The 15799-nt window shown below is 70.1% G+C and carries 18 protein-coding genes; 9 read left to right on the top strand and 9 right to left on the bottom strand.

The window, feature by feature from the left end:
• Positions 1–48 precede the first annotated feature (48 nt).
• Both AMYBE_RS40780 and AMYBE_RS0100875 read right to left on the bottom strand, forming a co-directional pair.
• Positions 49–519, bottom strand: coding sequence for a GNAT family N-acetyltransferase (locus tag AMYBE_RS40780; protein WP_245573138.1), 471 nt, complete (start codon positions 517–519; stop codon positions 49–51).
• Positions 520–544: 25 nt separating this feature from the next.
• Complete coding sequence (locus AMYBE_RS0100875; protein ID WP_020657432.1) at positions 545–1300, bottom strand: hypothetical protein; 756 nt, start codon at positions 1298–1300, stop codon at positions 545–547.
• A 95-nt stretch (positions 1301–1395) separates the two neighbouring features.
• On the opposite strand from AMYBE_RS0100875, the gene AMYBE_RS0100870 reads away from it, so the two are divergent.
• A complete protein-coding gene (locus AMYBE_RS0100870; protein ID WP_020657431.1) occupies positions 1396–2214 on the top strand; it encodes a helix-turn-helix transcriptional regulator in 819 nt (272 codons plus the stop codon).
• 170 nt (positions 2215–2384) lie between these two features.
• The gene (locus AMYBE_RS0100865) at positions 2385–3911 is read left to right on the top strand and encodes an AMP-binding protein (RefSeq protein WP_020657430.1); all 1527 of its coding nucleotides are present in this window, start codon (positions 2385–2387) and stop codon (positions 3909–3911) included.
• Between the two features lie 126 nt (positions 3912–4037).
• On the opposite strand, the gene AMYBE_RS0100860 is transcribed toward AMYBE_RS0100865, so the two are convergent.
• From AMYBE_RS0100860 to AMYBE_RS0100840, 5 genes are all read right to left on the bottom strand, one after another.
• Positions 4038–4583 (bottom strand): dihydrofolate reductase family protein, encoded by a 546-nt coding sequence (locus AMYBE_RS0100860; RefSeq protein WP_020657429.1) that lies wholly within the window; start codon positions 4581–4583, stop codon positions 4038–4040.
• Positions 4584–4669: 86 nt separating this feature from the next.
• A complete protein-coding gene (locus AMYBE_RS0100855; RefSeq protein ID WP_020657428.1) occupies positions 4670–5707 on the bottom strand; it encodes an LLM class flavin-dependent oxidoreductase in 1038 nt (345 codons plus the stop codon).
• Positions 5707–6213 (bottom strand): SRPBCC family protein, encoded by a 507-nt coding sequence (locus tag AMYBE_RS0100850; RefSeq protein ID WP_020657427.1) that lies wholly within the window; start codon positions 6211–6213, stop codon positions 5707–5709. The genes AMYBE_RS0100855 and AMYBE_RS0100850 overlap by 1 nt, the downstream gene beginning before the upstream one ends.
• A 138-nt stretch (positions 6214–6351) precedes the next feature.
• Entirely contained in the window at positions 6352–6858 is a 507-nt protein-coding gene (locus AMYBE_RS0100845; RefSeq protein ID WP_020657426.1) for a winged helix-turn-helix transcriptional regulator, read from the bottom strand.
• Between the two features lie 40 nt (positions 6859–6898).
• Positions 6899–7288, bottom strand: coding sequence for a cupin domain-containing protein (locus tag AMYBE_RS0100840; protein WP_020657425.1), 390 nt, complete (start codon positions 7286–7288; stop codon positions 6899–6901).
• A gap of 51 nt (positions 7289–7339) precedes the next feature.
• Between AMYBE_RS0100840 and AMYBE_RS0100835 the strand changes: the two genes are divergently transcribed.
• From AMYBE_RS0100835 to AMYBE_RS0100825, 3 genes are all read left to right on the top strand, one after another.
• Positions 7340–8305, top strand: coding sequence for a helix-turn-helix domain-containing protein (locus AMYBE_RS0100835; RefSeq protein WP_020657424.1), 966 nt, complete (start codon positions 7340–7342; stop codon positions 8303–8305).
• Between the two features lie 241 nt (positions 8306–8546).
• On the top strand, positions 8547–9788 hold the full coding sequence (locus AMYBE_RS0100830) for a lytic transglycosylase domain-containing protein (RefSeq protein ID WP_027927258.1): 1242 nt from the start codon (positions 8547–8549) through the stop codon (positions 9786–9788).
• A 55-nt stretch (positions 9789–9843) separates the two neighbouring features.
• A complete protein-coding gene (locus AMYBE_RS0100825) occupies positions 9844–10761 on the top strand; it encodes an SDR family NAD(P)-dependent oxidoreductase (RefSeq protein ID WP_020657422.1) in 918 nt (305 codons plus the stop codon).
• A gap of 15 nt (positions 10762–10776) precedes the next feature.
• Here AMYBE_RS0100825 and AMYBE_RS0100820 read toward each other — a convergent pair whose 3' ends face one another.
• On the bottom strand, positions 10777–11577 hold the full coding sequence (locus AMYBE_RS0100820; protein WP_020657421.1) for a TetR/AcrR family transcriptional regulator: 801 nt from the start codon (positions 11575–11577) through the stop codon (positions 10777–10779).
• Between the two features lie 121 nt (positions 11578–11698).
• Between AMYBE_RS0100820 and AMYBE_RS0100815 the strand changes: the two genes are divergently transcribed.
• The 4 genes from AMYBE_RS0100815 to AMYBE_RS0100800 all read left to right on the top strand — a co-directional run bounded on the left by AMYBE_RS0100815 (position 11699) and on the right by AMYBE_RS0100800 (position 15053).
• Complete coding sequence (locus AMYBE_RS0100815; RefSeq protein WP_020657420.1) at positions 11699–12112, top strand: DnaJ family domain-containing protein; 414 nt, start codon at positions 11699–11701, stop codon at positions 12110–12112.
• Between the two features lie 155 nt (positions 12113–12267).
• A complete protein-coding gene (locus AMYBE_RS0100810; RefSeq protein ID WP_020657419.1) occupies positions 12268–13398 on the top strand; it encodes a metallophosphoesterase in 1131 nt (376 codons plus the stop codon).
• Between the two features lie 154 nt (positions 13399–13552).
• Positions 13553–14353, top strand: a complete 801-nt coding sequence (locus AMYBE_RS0100805; protein WP_020657418.1) for an alpha/beta fold hydrolase — start codon at positions 13553–13555, stop codon at positions 14351–14353.
• A 43-nt stretch (positions 14354–14396) separates the two neighbouring features.
• The gene (locus AMYBE_RS0100800; RefSeq protein ID WP_027927256.1) at positions 14397–15053 is read left to right on the top strand and encodes an HAD family hydrolase; all 657 of its coding nucleotides are present in this window, start codon (positions 14397–14399) and stop codon (positions 15051–15053) included.
• A 113-nt stretch (positions 15054–15166) separates the two neighbouring features.
• On the opposite strand, the gene AMYBE_RS40775 is transcribed toward AMYBE_RS0100800, so the two are convergent.
• Entirely contained in the window at positions 15167–15697 is a 531-nt protein-coding gene (locus tag AMYBE_RS40775) for an NUDIX hydrolase (protein ID WP_051124867.1), read from the bottom strand.
• Positions 15698–15799 lie beyond the last annotated feature (102 nt).

Genomic DNA, 15799 nt, shown 5'->3' with positions numbered 1-15799 from the left:
AGGGAACATTGAGGGACTCTGAGTCCGTCAATGTTCCCTTCACCGACTTCAACCCAAGTCGCGAAAGTACAACCGCAGCACTTCGCCGTGCTCGACCACCGTCCCGCCCGGCTCGAACCCGGCCCGGGCCGCGACCGCGCAGGAAGCGCCGTTCTCCGGCTCCACCTTGATCACTGCCCGCTTCGCCCCGACCCGCGCCGCGTAGTCCGCCGCCAGCCGGACCGCGCGCGTCGCGTGCCCCTGGCCCCGCCACGTCGGGTACAGCCCATACGCGACGTTCACCTCGCCCGCCTCCAGATGTTCCCCCGCGAATCGCAGGTCCAGCGTCCCGGCGAGCAGTCCGGCCACCCGGATGCCGAATCCGCGCAGCGGACCGTCCACCGCCCATTCCTCTTGGCAGTACTGGAAGTACATCCGGGTCCCGGACAGTGTCCCGAGGCCGCCGGTGAGCCAGCGAACCAGTTCCGCGTCCTCCCCGGCGAGGTGCGCCTCCGCGTCGTCCGGATGGATCGGGGTCAACCGGACAACTCCGTCCGACGGCCAGTCAAGACCGCTGGACGGCATCGTCCGCCTCCTCGAAAGCCGTCTGGGCCTTGGCGAGGTCGGCGGTCGCCCGGGCCGAGCGTTCTTCGGCCTCGGCGAGACGTTCGCGCAGCTCGGCCACCCGTTCGCCGGCTTGCTCGGCGGCCCGCTCCGCGCGCTGGAGATTCCGCTCCGCGTCCGCCCGCGCCCGCACCGCATGGCGCCGCTCCAACGCCCGGATCCGCGTTTCCTCCTCGTCCTTGCGGTCCTTTTCGGACTGCCGGGTCTTTTTCGCCGGCGCGGGATTCGTCGGCAGCGACAGCCAGCGGTCGGCATCGTGGTGCGCCTTCGACGTCAACCGGCCGGCCAGCGCCTGCCGGGCCACCTCGGCGTCGGCGACGATCGCCTCCAGCGTCTCCTCCACTTCGCGCACGACCGACTCGCTCAGCGCGGCGGCGTCCCGCACGATCCGCTGCACCAGCTCGGACCGCCGGTGCGCCAGCTCGCGCAACCGGGCGCCGTCGAGGTGCTCGTGCGCGTCGCGCAGCTGCTCGCCCAGCGCAGCCAGCTCGGTCAGCGGGCCGGAACCGGCTCGGGCCAGCCGGTTGATGTGCGCCGCCGCCGCGGTCGGCTTGCGCAGCGCGCGGATCCGGCGCGCTAGTTCGACGTCGCCCGCTTCCTTGGCCGCGCGGGCTGCCGCGGTGCGCTCCGCGACGAACGCGGCCGGTTCGCCGGCGTAGAGCCGGTCGGCGACGGAGTCGAAGTCCGAGGTTGCCACGGGTTCCACCGAACCACACGAGTAGTCCGAACGCGACGCAACGCGTACGGTAGACGTCCACCACACAAGGTCGGGTGAAGCGGGGAGGAGCGCGCATGACGCCTTCGGGCCGGCTCACGCTGACGGCCAGCCCCCTGATCGCCAGCGCGCTCAAAGCGCTGCAGGTCGCCACCGAGCTCCCGGTCGCGATGGGCGGACCGGTGGCGATGTCGTCCCGTTCGCATGTGATCGACCAGCTCCGCGGCACTTTCACCCGGTCGATGCAGCACGTGCAGGTGGACACCGGCGCCGGTCTCGGCGGCAAGGCGGTGGCGCTGGCCCGGCCGTCCACCGTGGTGGACTATCTGAGCGCGCAGGGCATCACGCACAAGTACGACCACGCGGTCGCGCCGGAGCGGCTGTCCGCGATGGTCGCGCTGCCGGTGCGGGTCGGAGAAACCACCCGCGCGGTGTTGTACGCGGCGTCCCGGGACTCGATCACGTTCGGCGACCGCGTGCTGCGCGCGGCGTCGGCGGTGGCGGCCCGGCTCGAACGCGACATCGAGGTCGAAGAAGAGGTCCGACGCCGGCTCGCCGCCCCGGCCGCGGTGCCCGCCGCCGACCGCGGCGACCTGTACGCGGAACTGACCGCCATAGCCGGCTCGCTCAACGACGACGATGCCCGGCAGCGGCTGCTGGCAGTGTGCGAACGGCTCCGTCCAGAGGAGGACCTGCCTGGCGGCACCTTGACCCCGCGCGAGGTGGACGTGTTGCGGCTGGCCGCGGAGGGCTGCACCAACGACGAGATCTCCGACCGGCTTGGGTTGCTGCCGAACACCGTCAAGTCGTATCTGAAGCACGCGATGCGCAAGCTAGCGGTTTCGAACCGGGTGCAGGCGGTCAATCGCGCACGGGCGGCCGGTCTGCTGCGCTGAGCTGGGCGCGCTGCTGGATCCGTTCGGGGTCCTTCTCCTTTCTGTCCGCGAAGCATTCCCCTCGTGAACCGATTCAGCGCCCACCCCCGTTGTGGGGTAGCCGGTTTCCCTCCGGCGAGGGAAAATCTCGGCACGGGCAGTGCTGCCCGGCAACGCGAAGGGATCGGCACGTGTTTTACGACCTCAGTGTCCGCGACTTCCTCGACCGCGCGGAAACGGTGTACCCGGACCGGATCGCGGTGGTGGACGAACCCGCCCAGCCCGCCGAGTCCTGGGGCTCGGTGACCTACCGCGAACTCGCGCGCCGCGCCCGCGCACAGGCGGCGAATCTCGACGCACTCGGCGTGCCGGCCGGCGGCCGGGTGGCGATCGTTTCGCACAACTCGGCGCGGCTGCTCACGTCGTTCTTCGGCGTCTCCGGCTGGGGCCGGGTGCTGGTACCGGTGAATTTCCGGCTGGCGCCCGCCGAAGTGCGCTACATCGTCGAGCATTCCGGCTCCGAAGTGCTCCTCGTCGATCCTGAGCTGAAACCGTTGCTGGACAGCGTGACCGCGAAACACGTGTTCGTCCTCGGCGAGGACGACGACAAGATCTGGGGCGGCGACGCCGAACCGCGGCCGTGGACCGGAGACGAATCGGCGACCGCCACGATCAACTACACGTCGGGCACCACCGCCCGGCCCAAGGGCGTGCAGCTCACCCACCGCAACTTGTGGCTCAACGCGGCTGTTTTCGGCCTGCACACCACTCTCAACGACAACGATGTCCTGCTGCACACCCTGCCGATGTTCCACGCGAACGGCTGGGGAATGCCGTACGCGGTGACCGGACTCGGCGGACGGCACATCGTGCTGCGCAAGGTCGACGGCACCGAAATCCTGCGCCGAATCGAGGAACACGGCGTCACCATCATGTGTGCCGCGCCGGCGGTCGTCACCGCGGCACTGGACGGCGCGGCCGGCTGGGACGGCGAAATCCCCGGCCGCGACCGGGTCCGGATCGTCGTGGCCGGCGCGCCGCCGCCGACCCGCACCATCGAACGCGTGCGCGCGGAGCTCGGCTGGGAATTCATCCAGATCTACGGCCTCACCGAGACTTCGCCGCTGGTGACCGTGAACCGGTTCCGCAGCGAATGGGCGGAGCTGGACCCGCACGAGCAAGCGAAGCTGCTGGGCCGCGCCGGCGCACCGGCACTGGGCGTGCGAGTCGCCATCGACACCGACGGAGAAGTGCTCACCCAAAGCAACCACAACCTCGACGGCTACTGGGAAAACCCGGACGAAACCGCCCGGGTCCAAGGAGGAAACTGGTTCCACACCGGTGACGGCGGCACCTTCTCCGACGGCTACCTGACCATCGCCGACCGCAAGAAGGACGTCATCATCACCGGCGGCGAGAACGTGTCGTCGATCGAAGTGGAAGACGCACTGAACTCGCACCCGGCGGTGCGCGAGGTCGCGGTGATCGGCATCCCGGACCAGAAATGGGGCGAGCTGGTCACCGCGCTGGTGGTGACCGACGGGACCGACGTCGGCGCGGAGGAACTGATCACGCACTGCCGCGAGCACCTGGCCGGGTACAAATGCCCGAAGCGCGTGGAATTCCTGGCCGAACTGCCTCGCACCGCCACCGGGAAGATCCAGAAGTTCAAGCTGCGCCAGCCATTCTGGGAAGGCCAGGGCCGTCAGGTCAACTGAGCCCGCACCGCTGCCCGGGTGTCCGTGAAGGGAACATTGAGGGACTCTGATTCCCTCAATGTTCCCTTCACAGACCTGGATTCCCTCAAGGGGCCCCATCGAGTCCGCCACGGCGGCAGCGGCCGGTCAGCCGTCCACCGGCCGGTAGACCAACCGCACTACCCCGTTTCCGAACGCCCGGCTCGCCGCCAGCCGGAACCCCAGCCGCCCGCCGTCGTCCGGGAACAGCCGCCGCCCCTTCCCCACTACCACCGGGTACTGCAGCAACGTCAGCTCGTCGACCAGACCGCGCGACAACAGCCACCGCACCAGCGTCGTACTCCCGCTGGTCATGATGTCCCCGCCCGCGGTCGAGGTCAGCTCGGCGATCGCCTCGCCGAGATCCCCGTGCAGCAAGGTCGTGTTGCTCCACTCCACCGCCGTCAACGTCGTCGACGCGACATACTTCGGCACGCTGTTCATGAACTCCGCGCCCGGGTCGTCGGTACGGCCGGGCCACGCCTCGGCGAAACCCTCGTATGTCACGCGTCCCAGCAGCATCGCGTCGGCGTCCGCCATCCCCTCGCCCACCGCGTGTTCGAGTTCGTCGTTCCAATAGGACAGCGACCACTGGTCCGGCGCTTCGACCACTCCGTCGAGCGAGACGAACAAAGTGGACACGATCTTGCGCATCGAGCGGCTCCTTGGAGTTCGGGATCGCCGACACTATGGCGCATCCCGCGAAGCGAACGCAGCCGATTCGCCCGATTCTTGGTCAGTCAGGGCACTTCCGTGACCAATTCGAGGGCGCGGCCGAGCGTCGCGAGCCGGGCTTCCAGCGTGTCGCCCGCCGGGTACAGCCGCACGGTGTCGACTCCGGCCGCGCGCCACACCCGGAGCCGGGCGCGGACCATGACCTCGGTGCCGATCAGCGTCGTCCCCAGCACCATCTCGTCGGTGACCAGTGCGGCGGCCCCGTCACGATCGCCTGCCTGCCAACGTTTCCGCACCTCAGCGGCGACGTCCGCCCAACCCTGCCTGCTGTACGCGTCGTGGTAGAAGTTCGTGCTCGCCGAACCCATGCCGCCCAGCGAGAAAGCGAGTTCTTTCTTGCGGCCGGCGACCATCCTCCGCAGTTCGTCCTCATCGGACGCGAACGCGACCTCCGCGCCTTGGCACACGGTCAGATCGCCGCGCTGCCGTCCCGCTCGCGCGAGCCCGGCGTCGAGGTGCCGGAAGTAGGCGTCCGCGCCTTCCGGGACGAAGCTGGTGCCCAGCCAGCCGTCCGCTATCTCGCCGGTCAGCTCCAGCATGCGCGGCGACAGTGCGGCCAGGTAGATCGGGATGTCCTCGTTCGGCGCGGTCGACAGCCGCATCGGCCGGGCCTCACCGGGCAGCGGCAGCTGGAACTCCTTGCCGGAGAAAGCGATCTTCTCACCGGCGAACGCTCGGCGGATGATCTCGACGGTCTCGCGCATCCGGGTCCGCGGCCGTGCGAACGGCACGCCGTGCAGCCCTTCCATCACCTGCGGACCGGATGCGCCGAGCCCCAGCGCGAACCGTCCGCCGGACATCTCGGCAAGCGTGAGCGCGGTCTGCGCGACCGCGACCGGGGTGCGCACGCCGAGCTGCAGGATGCCGGAACCGAGCCGGATCCGGTCCGTGCGGGCGGCGAGATAGCCGAGCACCGACGGGGCGTCCGAACCCCACGCCTCGGCCACCCAGCACTCGCCGAGCCCCAGTTTTTCCGCCTCCAGCACGAAGTCCCGGGTCGCCGGCCAGCCGGCGGAAGCCTCGACCGTGGTGGCCGTCCGCATCATCCGGCGGTCTCCACGCGCTCCTTGATCGCGCCGACGGTGGCGGTCATCGCCGCCTCGAACTCCTGCAGCCGGACGTACACGATCTTCTGTTCCTTCTCCGGCATCCGGGCGATCACCTGGGACACGCCGGACGGTCCGGGACCCATCTGCACCCACTGGGTCAGCCGGGTGCCGCCGTTCTCCGGGGTGAGTGTGAACCGCCAGACCGCCGTGGGATTGGCCGGATCGGTGACCGCCCAGGCGAACACGCGCGGTTGTTCGCACTCGATGATGTGCGAGATGGTCTCCCACTCGCCGCGTGCCTGGTGGTGATTGCGCCCGATGAAGGTCTGCCCGATCGCCGGGGCCTCGCCGGTCCATTCGACCGTCTGCAGCTCGCCGCTCAGCTCGGGCATCAGGCGGACGTCGGACGCCAGCTCCCACACCTGTTCGGGCGGCCCGTCGATCCAGGCGTCCACCTGAACGGTCGGGGCGTCCGCGTACCGCGCGCCGGTCCACTCCATCGTGGTACTCCTCCATTAGCAGCTTGACCAGCATAGTTGCGTAGAAAGACCGTCATTGTCAATCAGCTCGCCCCAAGAAGCCGTGAAGGACCCTTCCCGGAATCAGATTCCCGGAAGGGGTCCTTCACGCCAGGTTCCTCACTTCTCCTGCGGAGCGAACCGCGCCTGCACATCCGGCCGCGACGCCAGCCGTTCCGGAAAGCCCGGCCCGCGCCGCATCTGCGTGTCGTCGGCCGCCAATGGCTCGCCGCATTCCGCGCACACCACCCGCGCCTGAGTGTCGTGCCCGCACCTCTCGTGGTGCAGGGTGATCGGCGGGCCCGCCTCGGTCGACAGCCAGCGGTCCCCCCACGCCGTCATCGCCGCCAGGACGCTCCAGAAATCGCGGCCCTTCTCGGTGAGCAGGTAGTCGTAGCGCACCGGCTCGTTCTGGTAGGCGCGCTTCTCCAGCAGTCCCTCGTCGACCAGCCGGCGCAGCCGGTCGGCGAGGGTGTTGCGCGCGATGCCGAGCGCTTGCTGGAACTCGTCGAAGCGGCGGACCCCGTAGAAGGCGTCGCGCAGCACGAGCGGCGTCCACCAGTCCCCGAGCAGGTCCATGGTCCGCGCGATCGAGCACGGCCACTGCGCGAAGGAAGTGCGTTTCATGCCGCGAGCGTACGCCGGTCCGAGAGTGCAACCCAGCAGGTCAGACCCGATGGCCGACGGTCACGTCCACGGTGTCCGGCACTTGTTCGTGCTCGTCGCCGACGGAAAGCGTGCCGGACGGCTCCACCAGCAGCACCACCGCGCCGTCGGCCGACGACGGCTTGTGGAACGTGCCGCGCGGCACCACGAACAGCTGCTCACGGGTGAGCTTCACGGTCCGCTCCCCGTTCGCTTCGCGCAGGCCGAGTTCGATGCTGCCGTCAAGGACCAGGAAGAACTCGTCGGTGTGATCGTGCTTGTGCCACACGTGCTCGCCGGCGAACCGGGCGAGCCGGACGTCGTAGTCGTTGACGGTGGCGACGATGCGCGGGCTCCACGGCTCACTGAATCCGGCGAGCACGTCCGACAGGTCAAGGGGCTGAGTCGTCATGTGCTGATCATCGACCTGGCCTCGCGACGCAGGGAGTGCTAGGAATCGCACATGTCGCAAGAATCCTCGCACCGCGTGGTGCTGCTCGTCGGCGACGGCTCGAACCCGTTCGAAATGGGTGTCGCGACCGAACTGTTCGGCCTGCGCCGGCCGGAACTGGACCGCCCGTGGTACGAGTTCGCGCTCGCCGCGCCAGGCGGCCGGGCACGGATGCATCTCGGCATGTTCACCCTGTCCGGCGTCGCCGACCTCGACGCCGTTGACACCGCGGACACGGTGATCGTCCCGAACCGGCCGGACCCGGCCGAGGCCGTCCATCCCGGCGTGCTCGACGCGATCCGCCGCGCCGACGCCCGCGGCGCCCGGCTGATGAGTTTCTGCACCGGCGCGTTCACCCTCGCCGCCGCGGGCGTGCTGAACGGCCGACGCGCGACCACGCACTGGCGGTGGGCCGGCGAATTCGTCGCGCGTTACCCCGAGGTCCGGCTGGAACCGGACGTGCTGTTCGTCGACGACGGCCGGGTGCTCACCGCCGCCGGCAGCGCGGCGGCGCTGGATTTGTCGTTGCATGTCATTCAGCGGGACTACGGTGCGGAAATCACCAATGCGGTGAGCCGGCGACTGGTATTCACCGGTCACCGGGACGGCGGCCAGCGACAATTCGTGCAACGGCCGCTACCGCACGTCCCGGACGCCTCGCTCGGGCCGGTACTGGAATGGGCGCGCGAACGTCTTGACCAGCCGTTGTCCGTCAATGACCTCGCCGCCCGGGCAGCTACCAGTGCCGCGACGCTGCATCGCCGGTTTCGCGCCGAACTCGGCACTACCCCGCTCGCTTGGCTCACCACGGAACGCGTAAGCCTGGCGCGCAGGCTGATCGAACGAGGCGAGCATGGTCTGGACCGGATCGCCGCCCGCAGCGGGCTCGGCACCAGCGCGAATCTCCGTCTGCACCTGCGCAAGCACACTGGGTTGTCACCGTCGGAGTACCGGAAACGGTTCCGGCTGCCCGGTTGAGGGCAACACGCCCGCGGCGGATCCGCCGCGAGTCCACAGTGGACCCTACGAACGGATTAGACCATTCGGCGTAATCCGGAAAAGACACGGTTAAGTCTCGATGACCAGAACCCGCCGAAGGTTTTATGCCAGACGAACGAAAGTTGGCCGGAAAGGACAGAAATCCGCTGACCCCTCTCGCGAAGGCGGGACGATCGGATAGCTTGGCGACTGTCCGGCAGAACAGAACGGGGAGAAGAACATGGCCGCTCGCGGGTCACACCGCCAGGAGGGACGGAAGGCCCGGAGCCGGGCAATCGCGGCCCTCGCCGGAGGTGCCCTGGTGGTGCTGCCGACCGTCACTTCGTCCGGTATTCCGGTCGCGCTGAGCGGGGCTCCCGCGGCCCCGGTCGCGCAGGCCGCGCCGAACCTGCCGTCGCTGCCGCCGGGGGTCACCATCCCGCCGATCGGTGTGGACGGCAGCCTGCCGCAACCGCCGGTCCCCGAGGCGCTGGGCGTGCCGGGCTACGCGAACAGCCCCGGTTCGGCGACCACCGCCGGCCCGCTGGGCATCCCGGACAGCATGCTGAAGGCGTACCAGAACGCGGCGGACATCATGGCCCGCGAGCAGCCGAACTGCCATGTCGACTGGCAGCTGATCGCCGCTATCGGCCGGGTCGAGTCGAACCACGCGCGCGGCGGCTACGTCGACAGCCGCGGCAACACCCTGGAACGCATCCTCGGCCCGGTGCTCGACGGTTCCGGCGGGTTCGCGGCGATCCGCGACACCGACGGAGGCCGCTACGACGGCGACCCGGTGTGGGACCGCGCGGTCGGCGCCACCCAGTTCATTCCGTCCACCTGGGCTTCCTACGCGTCCGACGGCAACGGCGACGGCGTCTCCGACCCGAACAACGTCTACGACGAGACCCTCGCGACCGCGCGCTACCTGTGCTCCGGCGGCATGGACCTGTCCAGCGACGCGGCACAGCGGCTGGCGGTGCGCCGGTACAACAATTCGCAGTCCTACGTCGACCTGGTAATGGCGTACGCGAATGGCTACCGCAGCGGCAGCGTCTCGAAGCTGCCGGACAGCCCGGTCCCGGTCGGCGCCCCGCCCGGCCCCGGCGCGGTCGACGCGGCGGCCGGCAGCCCGGCCGGCGACGTCGCCCCGTCCGCCCCACCGGCGATTCCCGGCCAGCCGAGCGTCACCCCGCCCGCACCGGGCACGCCGACGCACCTTCCTGGCAGCAGCACCGTGCCGACCAGCAGCGAGTCGTCGAAGCCGACCAGCACCGCACCCTCGTCGACGACGTCGACCACCCCGACGAGCAGCACGCCCACCTGCCCGACGCCGACTAGCACCCCGGCCACTCCGGCTACCCCGACGAGCGGCACGGCCGCCTGCCCGACGCCGAGTGGCGCCCCGACCAGCTCAGCCGCGCCGGCGAACCCGAGCACGACCAGCTCCAGCACCACCACCGGGACCACCCCGTCGAAGTGACGACCGGGTTCGTATAGTCCGGGCAGACCGAATCGCCGGACCCGGGGAGATCTTCATGTCGTGGAATCCCCGGGCCCTGCCCGACCTGTCCGGCCGGGTGTACGCGGTGACCGGCGGCAATGCCGGGATCGGCTACTTCATCACCGAACAGCTGGCCGCGGCCGGGGCGCACGTCGCACTGCTCGGACGCGACCCGGCCCGGCTGCGAACGGCGGTCGCCATGGTCCGTGCCCAGGTCGGGGATTCCGCGTCGCTGAGCACCATTCCGCTGGACCTCGCCGATCTGGACACGGTCCCGGCGGCGGCCGACGCCCTCGGCAGGCTTGATCGCATCGACGCGCTGATTGAGAACGCCGGCCTCACCGCGCCCGGTCCGGTGCGCCGGACCACTCGCCAGGGCCTCGAGCTGGCAGTCGGCACCAACCACTTCGGCCACTTCGCGCTCACCGCGCTGGCCATGCCCGCGTTGACCGCGTCCTCGGCGCGGGTCGTGCTGGCCGGCAGCCTGATCACCCGGATGTACCCGTACGACGTAGCCGATCTCCAGAGTTCCCGGAAGTACTCGGATTTTCGCGCCTACGCGCTGTCGAAGCACGCCGTCCAGTCATTCGCCTTCGAGCTCGACCGGCGGCTGCGCGCCGCCGGTTCACCGGTGCGGTCCATCCTCGCGCACCCCGGCTTCAGCCTCGACCGCACCAGCCCGGCGCGGCCCGGGATCACCACGCCGGTCCCGATCATGCGGGTGCTCGCTCCCGGCACGCACGGCAAAGACCGCGGGGCTTGGCCATTCGTCCAAGCCGCCGTCGATCCGGCCGCGACCAGCGGTTCCTACTACGGTCCCGCGTTCGGCAGCGTCGGCCGCACGCGGTCGGGACGGCCGCCCGCCGCGTCCCGCGACCAGGCGAAAGCGCGTCAGCTGTGGGCGCTTTCGGAGGAAGCCACCGGGATCACGTTCGCGCTCGGGGGTTCCTGACTCGCCGCCCGCCGGCTAATCCCGGCCGACCCGGGCGGCGATCCCGTCGAGCAACCGGTCCAGCCCGAATTCCGACGCGTCCGCCGCCTGCTGCGCGGTCGGCTTGTCGAACCCGCCGGCGAGCCAGATCCGGTTCATCGACGGATGGGACTCGACGTCGAAGTAGGTGTGCCAGAACGACGAACGCTGTCCCCACCAGGCGTCGTTGGTCTGGCCGGTGCTGCGTTCGAGGTGAATGCTCTCCGCCTCGACGGCCGCGTTGGCGGCGACGTAACCGGCCACCGAGTTCGCGGCCGCGGCCGCTTCTTTCGCCGGCAGCCCCAGATTGTCCATAATGGACAGCAAATACTCCTGCCCGGCGAGCTGGCCCGGTCCCAGCGCCGGCCTGACCCGGGAAGTCTCGCGCAGCCAAGGATGCTTGCGGTAGCTCTCGCGCGTCCGGTCGGCGTAGACCCGCACCTGCGCACGCCACTCGGGCGGGCGCTCCTCGCCGGGCGCGGGAAGGTTCCGTTCCCGCAGCACCGTGTCGACCATCAGATCGACCAGTTCGTTCTTGCCCGGGACGTAGGTGTAGAGCGTCATCGTCCCCGCGCCGAGTTCTTTCGCGACCCGATGCATCGACGTCGCGACGAGCCCGTCCGCGTCGGCCACCCCGATCGCCGCCGCGACGATCCGCTCGATCGTGAACGCCGGCCGCCGCCCGCGCGCCGACGGTTCCGGCTGGGCGCGCCACAGCAATTCGAGCGTGCGGGCGATTTCTTCGCCGCCCGGCTCTCGTGCCGCGGAACCGCCGCCCGCCGTGCTCCCGACGGTCATCCCGCGCCCCCTCCGGCAGTTTTTCGCCTCAACGCGGGATCCTACCTGCCGTTTCAGGACCTTCGTCCCCTCCGCACCGCCGCGATCGCCGTTACGGTGGGCGGCGACGGAGGTGGTTCCCGTGACGGAACGCAAGCCGCCCGGCGCGTCTTTCGGCTCGTGGGCAGACCGGCAGATAGCCGAGGCGGAAGCCCGCGGCGCCTTCGAAAACCTTCCGGGAGCCGGAAAACCCCTCCCTCCGCCGACCGGCCGCGACGCCGCGACGGACTGGGCGCTGCGCCGAGCGAAGGAAGGCGACCTGGACAGGTCCGCGTTTCTGCCCCCGTCTCTGTCGATCCCGAGGGAGATCCAGGATCTGCCCGGGAAACTTGCGAAAGTGCGCGCGGAACGGCAAGTGCGGGAGATCGTGCAGGACTTGAACGCGCGGATCCGGGAGGCGCACGCGCGCCCGCAAGCCGGACCGCCGCTGCGTGCACGGCCGCTGGACGTGGAGGAGACGGTGGCGAGCTGGCGGAACGGGCGCGGCGAAGGCTGACGCCGAGTGCCGCGGTGTGCGCCGCGGGAACCCCAGCCACGAGGAACGATCCACCGGGCCGCGCCACCGGGCCGCCGCCGCAACCGGAACCGGACCCGCCGCTCCCAGCGAAACGGCTACGCTAGGTAGCACCACGCCGAAGGGAAGGCAGCACCATGAGCGGCATCCGCAGAGCAACCTTCCTCCTCGCCGCCGTTCTCCTGCTCTTCGGCGAACCCTGGTCGGTCCTGATCCTGCTCCCGGACTGGCCCGCCGCGGTCACCATCGCCGGCACCACGATCTTCGCCGTCGCCGCGCTCGCCTTCCCGGCCTTGATGTTCCTGGGCCACGGCCCGCGCCAGAACGACACCGCGGCCAAGGTCAGCGACGTCACGCTGGGCACGATCTGGGTGCTGTTCTCCTGGAGCGTCCTCACCCACGTCCTCCGGCTGGCCCTGGACCTCTCCGGCGTGGCCGCTCCGACCCGGCCACGGATCGTAGCCGCGGCCACCCTCGCCGTCGCCGCCGTTCTCCTCGTCGCCGGCAACCGGATCGCGATGCGCGTCCCGCCGGTCAAGCCGGTCGACGTGCGCATTCCCCGGCTCGGCAAGGGTCTCGACGGCCTGCGCGTCGCCGTCATCACCGACACCCACTACGGCCCGCTCGACCGCACCCGCTGGTCCGAACGCCTGGTCGCCAAGGTGAACCAGCTCGAACCCGACGTCGTCTGCCACGCCGGCGACCTGGCCGACGGGTCAGTCGCCAAACGGCGCAAGCAGGTCGACCCGCTGGGCGGCGTGCAAGCGCCGATGGGCCGGTTCTACATCACCGGCAACCACGAGTACTTCGGCGAGGCGCAAGCCTGGCTGGACCACATGGCGAGCCTCGGCTGGGACACCCTGCACAACCGCTCGACCCTGGTGGAACGCGACGGCGCCCAGCTCCTCTTCGCCGGCATCGACGACCCGACCGGCGCCGCCTCCGGACTGCCCGGGCACGGCCCCGACCTGGCCGCCGCCCTGGACGGCGCCGACCCGGACGTGCCCGTCGTCCTGCTCGCGCACCAGCCGAAACAGGTCGTCCAGGCGCAGGCGGAGAACATCGACCTGCAGATCTCCGGCCACACGCACGGCGGCCAGATCTGGCCGTTCCACCTGCTGGTCCGGCTGGACCAGCCCACCCTCTCCGGCCTCACCCGGCACGGCCCGACCCAGCTCTACAACAGCCGCGGGTCCGGGTTCTGGGGTCCGCCGTTCCGGGTTTTCGCGCCCAACGAGATCGCGTTGCTGACCCTGCGCGCTGGCTGATCGGGCGGGCACGCCGACAGCGCTTCTTCCTTCCCCCTTGTCCTTCGCCCGCCGTCCCACCGAAAACTTTTTTTGTCTTGACAACTCAAACCATCGGATGCGAGAGTTTCCTCGACACCGAACCACCGCACCCGCACTGCCCTAGGAGGCAGCCATGTCCACTGTCACCTCCGCCGACGGCACCCTGATCGCCTACTCCCGGATCGGCACCGGCCCCGCGCTCGTGCTCGTCGACGGCGCGCTCTGCTACCGCGGCTCCACCCCCAACGACGACCTCGCCAAAGCACTTTCCGACCGCTTCACCGTCTACACCTTCGACCGGCGTGGCCGAGGCGAGAGCGGAGACACCGCGCCCTACGACGTCGAGCGGGAAATCGAAGACATCGCGGCCATCGTCAAGGAAGCCGGCGGCGAGGTCGGGCTCTACGGCATCTCCTCCGGCGCCGCCCTCGTGCTCGAAGCCGCGCACCGGGGCGTTCCGGTGAAGAAGGTCGCCGTTTACGAACCGCCGTTCATCGTGGACGCCACGCGCAAGCGCGTTCCCGCCGACTACCAGGCGAAGCTCGAAGCGGCGACGAACGCCGGGAAGCCGGGCGCCGCGATCAAGACCTTCATGACCGAAGGCGTCGGGCTCCCCGCCCTGATGGTCGTGATGATGCGCCTGATGCCCGCGTGGCCGCGGATGAAGCGCGTCGCGCACACCCTCGCCTACGACGCCCGGATCATGGACGACAACCAGGCCGGCCGTCCGCTGCCGAAGGGTCGCTGGTCCGGTATCACCGCGCCGACGCTGATCGCCGACGGCGGCAAGAGCCCGGGCTGGATGCGCAACGGCGTCGCGGCCGCGGCTGCCCAGCTGCCCGGCGCCCGGTACCGCACCCTTCCCGGCCAGACCCACCTGGTGAAAACCGCCGCGCTCGCCCCAGTTCTGGCCGAGTTCTTCGCGGCGAGCTGACCCGCTGGTCCCCGGCCGCGCGGCGTGCGGCAGGCTGCCTGACGTGGCCACGAAAGCATTGATCTTCGATTTCGACGGCACGCTCGCCGACACCGAGGCCGCCGTGCTCCGGTCATGGCAGGAAATGTTCACCGCACACGGCGTCGAGCTTCCGCTGGACGTCTGGCACACGGTGATCGGCACCCAGAATACCGCGACGACGATGTTCGCGCTGCTGGCCGAGCACGTCGAAAACGTGGACCCGGCAGCGCTGCGTCCCGCGATGCGCGCCCGGGTGCAGGAGCTGCTCGTCGCCGACGGACCCCGCGAAGGCGTGCTCAGCTACCTCGACGAAGCCGCCGAGCGCGGGCTGGCACTGGGCGTCGCGTCGAGTTCGTCGAGCACCTGGGTGCACGCGCAGCTCGAACGGCTCGGTCTCGCCAGCCGGTTCGCTTCGGTGGAAACCGGCGACCGGCACGCGGCCAAACCGCGGCCGGACACCTATCTCGCGGCACTGCGCGCCCTTGGTGTCACCGCGGAAGAGGCGCTCGCGTTCGAGGATTCGCCGCACGGAGTCAGCGCGGCGAAGGCGGCCGGGATCATCACCGTGGCAGTGCCGAACCCGATCACCGCGGCACTCGACTTCGGCAAGGCGGACCTGGTTCTGCCGTCCTTCGCCGCGAAACCGCTCAGCGCGCTGCTGGCGCAGTTCGGTTCGTGAAGAGAATCCGGAGGGAATCAGCGTCGGTGCATGTTCCCTTCACGCCTTTGGCTAGTGGCGCGTGATTCTGTCCGCTCTACGGCGGAACTGCCGTGAAGGGGCCCCTGCCGGAATCAGATTCCCTCAACGGGCCCTTCCCTGACCTGCGTCGCCGCGCCTGCACCGGCGTCCAGGTCCGCCTCGTCCAGTTCCAGCTCGGCGAACCGGTCGAGGAACGCCCGCTGGCCCTTGACCAGCTTCTCCCGCGCGGTGTCCAGGTCGAACCACTCGACCCGGTCCACCTCCGGGAACTGCTGGACCTTCCCGGACCGAGGCGGCCACTCCAGATCGAAGGTGCCCGGCACGACGGTCGCCGGGTCGAGGTCCGCCTCGACCGCCCACGCGGCCACGACCTTGCCGGACTGGCGCACTTCGCCCAGCGGCCGCAACCGGCCGTCCGGGACCGGCAGGCCCAGTTCCTCAGCGAACTCGCGCCGCGCCGCCGCCTCGGCGTCCTCGCCCTCGTCGAGTTCGCCCTTGGGCAGCGACCAGGCGGCCTCGTCCTTCTTAGCCCAGAACGGTCCGCCCATGTGCGCGAGCAGCACCTCGGGCCGGTCGGAGGACCGACGGAAAAGCAACAGCCCCGCGCTACGCCTGACAGCCATCCGCCCAGTCTGCCGGGTGCCGCTGACCAGGCTCGACACGGGCGCGAAAAAAGTTTCCGGGTCGGTGTCGATCCGCGGCCGAGCCGTTCGACGGACAGGGGA

Origin of the sequence: Amycolatopsis benzoatilytica AK 16/65, assembly GCF_000383915.1 — a bacterium.
In the GTDB taxonomy this organism is placed as follows: domain Bacteria; phylum Actinomycetota; class Actinomycetes; order Mycobacteriales; family Pseudonocardiaceae; genus Amycolatopsis; species Amycolatopsis benzoatilytica.
Note: the sequence above shows the minus strand (reverse complement) of the source record. Positions and strands in the feature narration are given on the sequence as shown.

Bases quoted from the DNA above. Each gene is read 5' to 3' on its own strand.
- AMYBE_RS0100855 (WP_020657428.1), bottom strand. From the start codon at position 5,707: ATGCGGACGGCCACCACGGTCGAGGCTTCCGCCGGCTGGCCGGCGACC.
- AMYBE_RS0100850 (WP_020657427.1), bottom strand. From the start codon at position 6,213: ATGGAGTGGACCGGCGCGCGGTACGCGGACGCCCCGACCGTTCAGGTG.
- AMYBE_RS0100835 (WP_020657424.1), top strand. From the start codon at position 7,340: ATGTCGCAAGAATCCTCGCACCGCGTGGTGCTGCTCGTCGGCGACGGC.
- AMYBE_RS0100805 (WP_020657418.1), top strand. From the start codon at position 13,553: ATGTCCACTGTCACCTCCGCCGACGGCACCCTGATCGCCTACTCCCGG.
- AMYBE_RS0100870 (WP_020657431.1), top strand. From the start codon at position 1,396: ATGACGCCTTCGGGCCGGCTCACGCTGACGGCCAGCCCCCTGATCGCC.
- AMYBE_RS0100860 (WP_020657429.1), bottom strand. From the start codon at position 4,583: ATGCGCAAGATCGTGTCCACTTTGTTCGTCTCGCTCGACGGAGTGGTC.
- AMYBE_RS0100810 (WP_020657419.1), top strand. From the start codon at position 12,268: ATGAGCGGCATCCGCAGAGCAACCTTCCTCCTCGCCGCCGTTCTCCTG.
- AMYBE_RS0100830 (WP_027927258.1), top strand. From the start codon at position 8,547: ATGGCCGCTCGCGGGTCACACCGCCAGGAGGGACGGAAGGCCCGGAGC.
- AMYBE_RS0100825 (WP_020657422.1), top strand. From the start codon at position 9,844: ATGTCGTGGAATCCCCGGGCCCTGCCCGACCTGTCCGGCCGGGTGTAC.
- AMYBE_RS0100845 (WP_020657426.1), bottom strand. From the start codon at position 6,858: ATGAAACGCACTTCCTTCGCGCAGTGGCCGTGCTCGATCGCGCGGACC.
- AMYBE_RS40775 (WP_051124867.1), bottom strand. From the start codon at position 15,697: ATGGCTGTCAGGCGTAGCGCGGGGCTGTTGCTTTTCCGTCGGTCCTCC.
- AMYBE_RS0100840 (WP_020657425.1), bottom strand. From the start codon at position 7,288: ATGACGACTCAGCCCCTTGACCTGTCGGACGTGCTCGCCGGATTCAGT.
- AMYBE_RS0100820 (WP_020657421.1), bottom strand. From the start codon at position 11,577: ATGACCGTCGGGAGCACGGCGGGCGGCGGTTCCGCGGCACGAGAGCCG.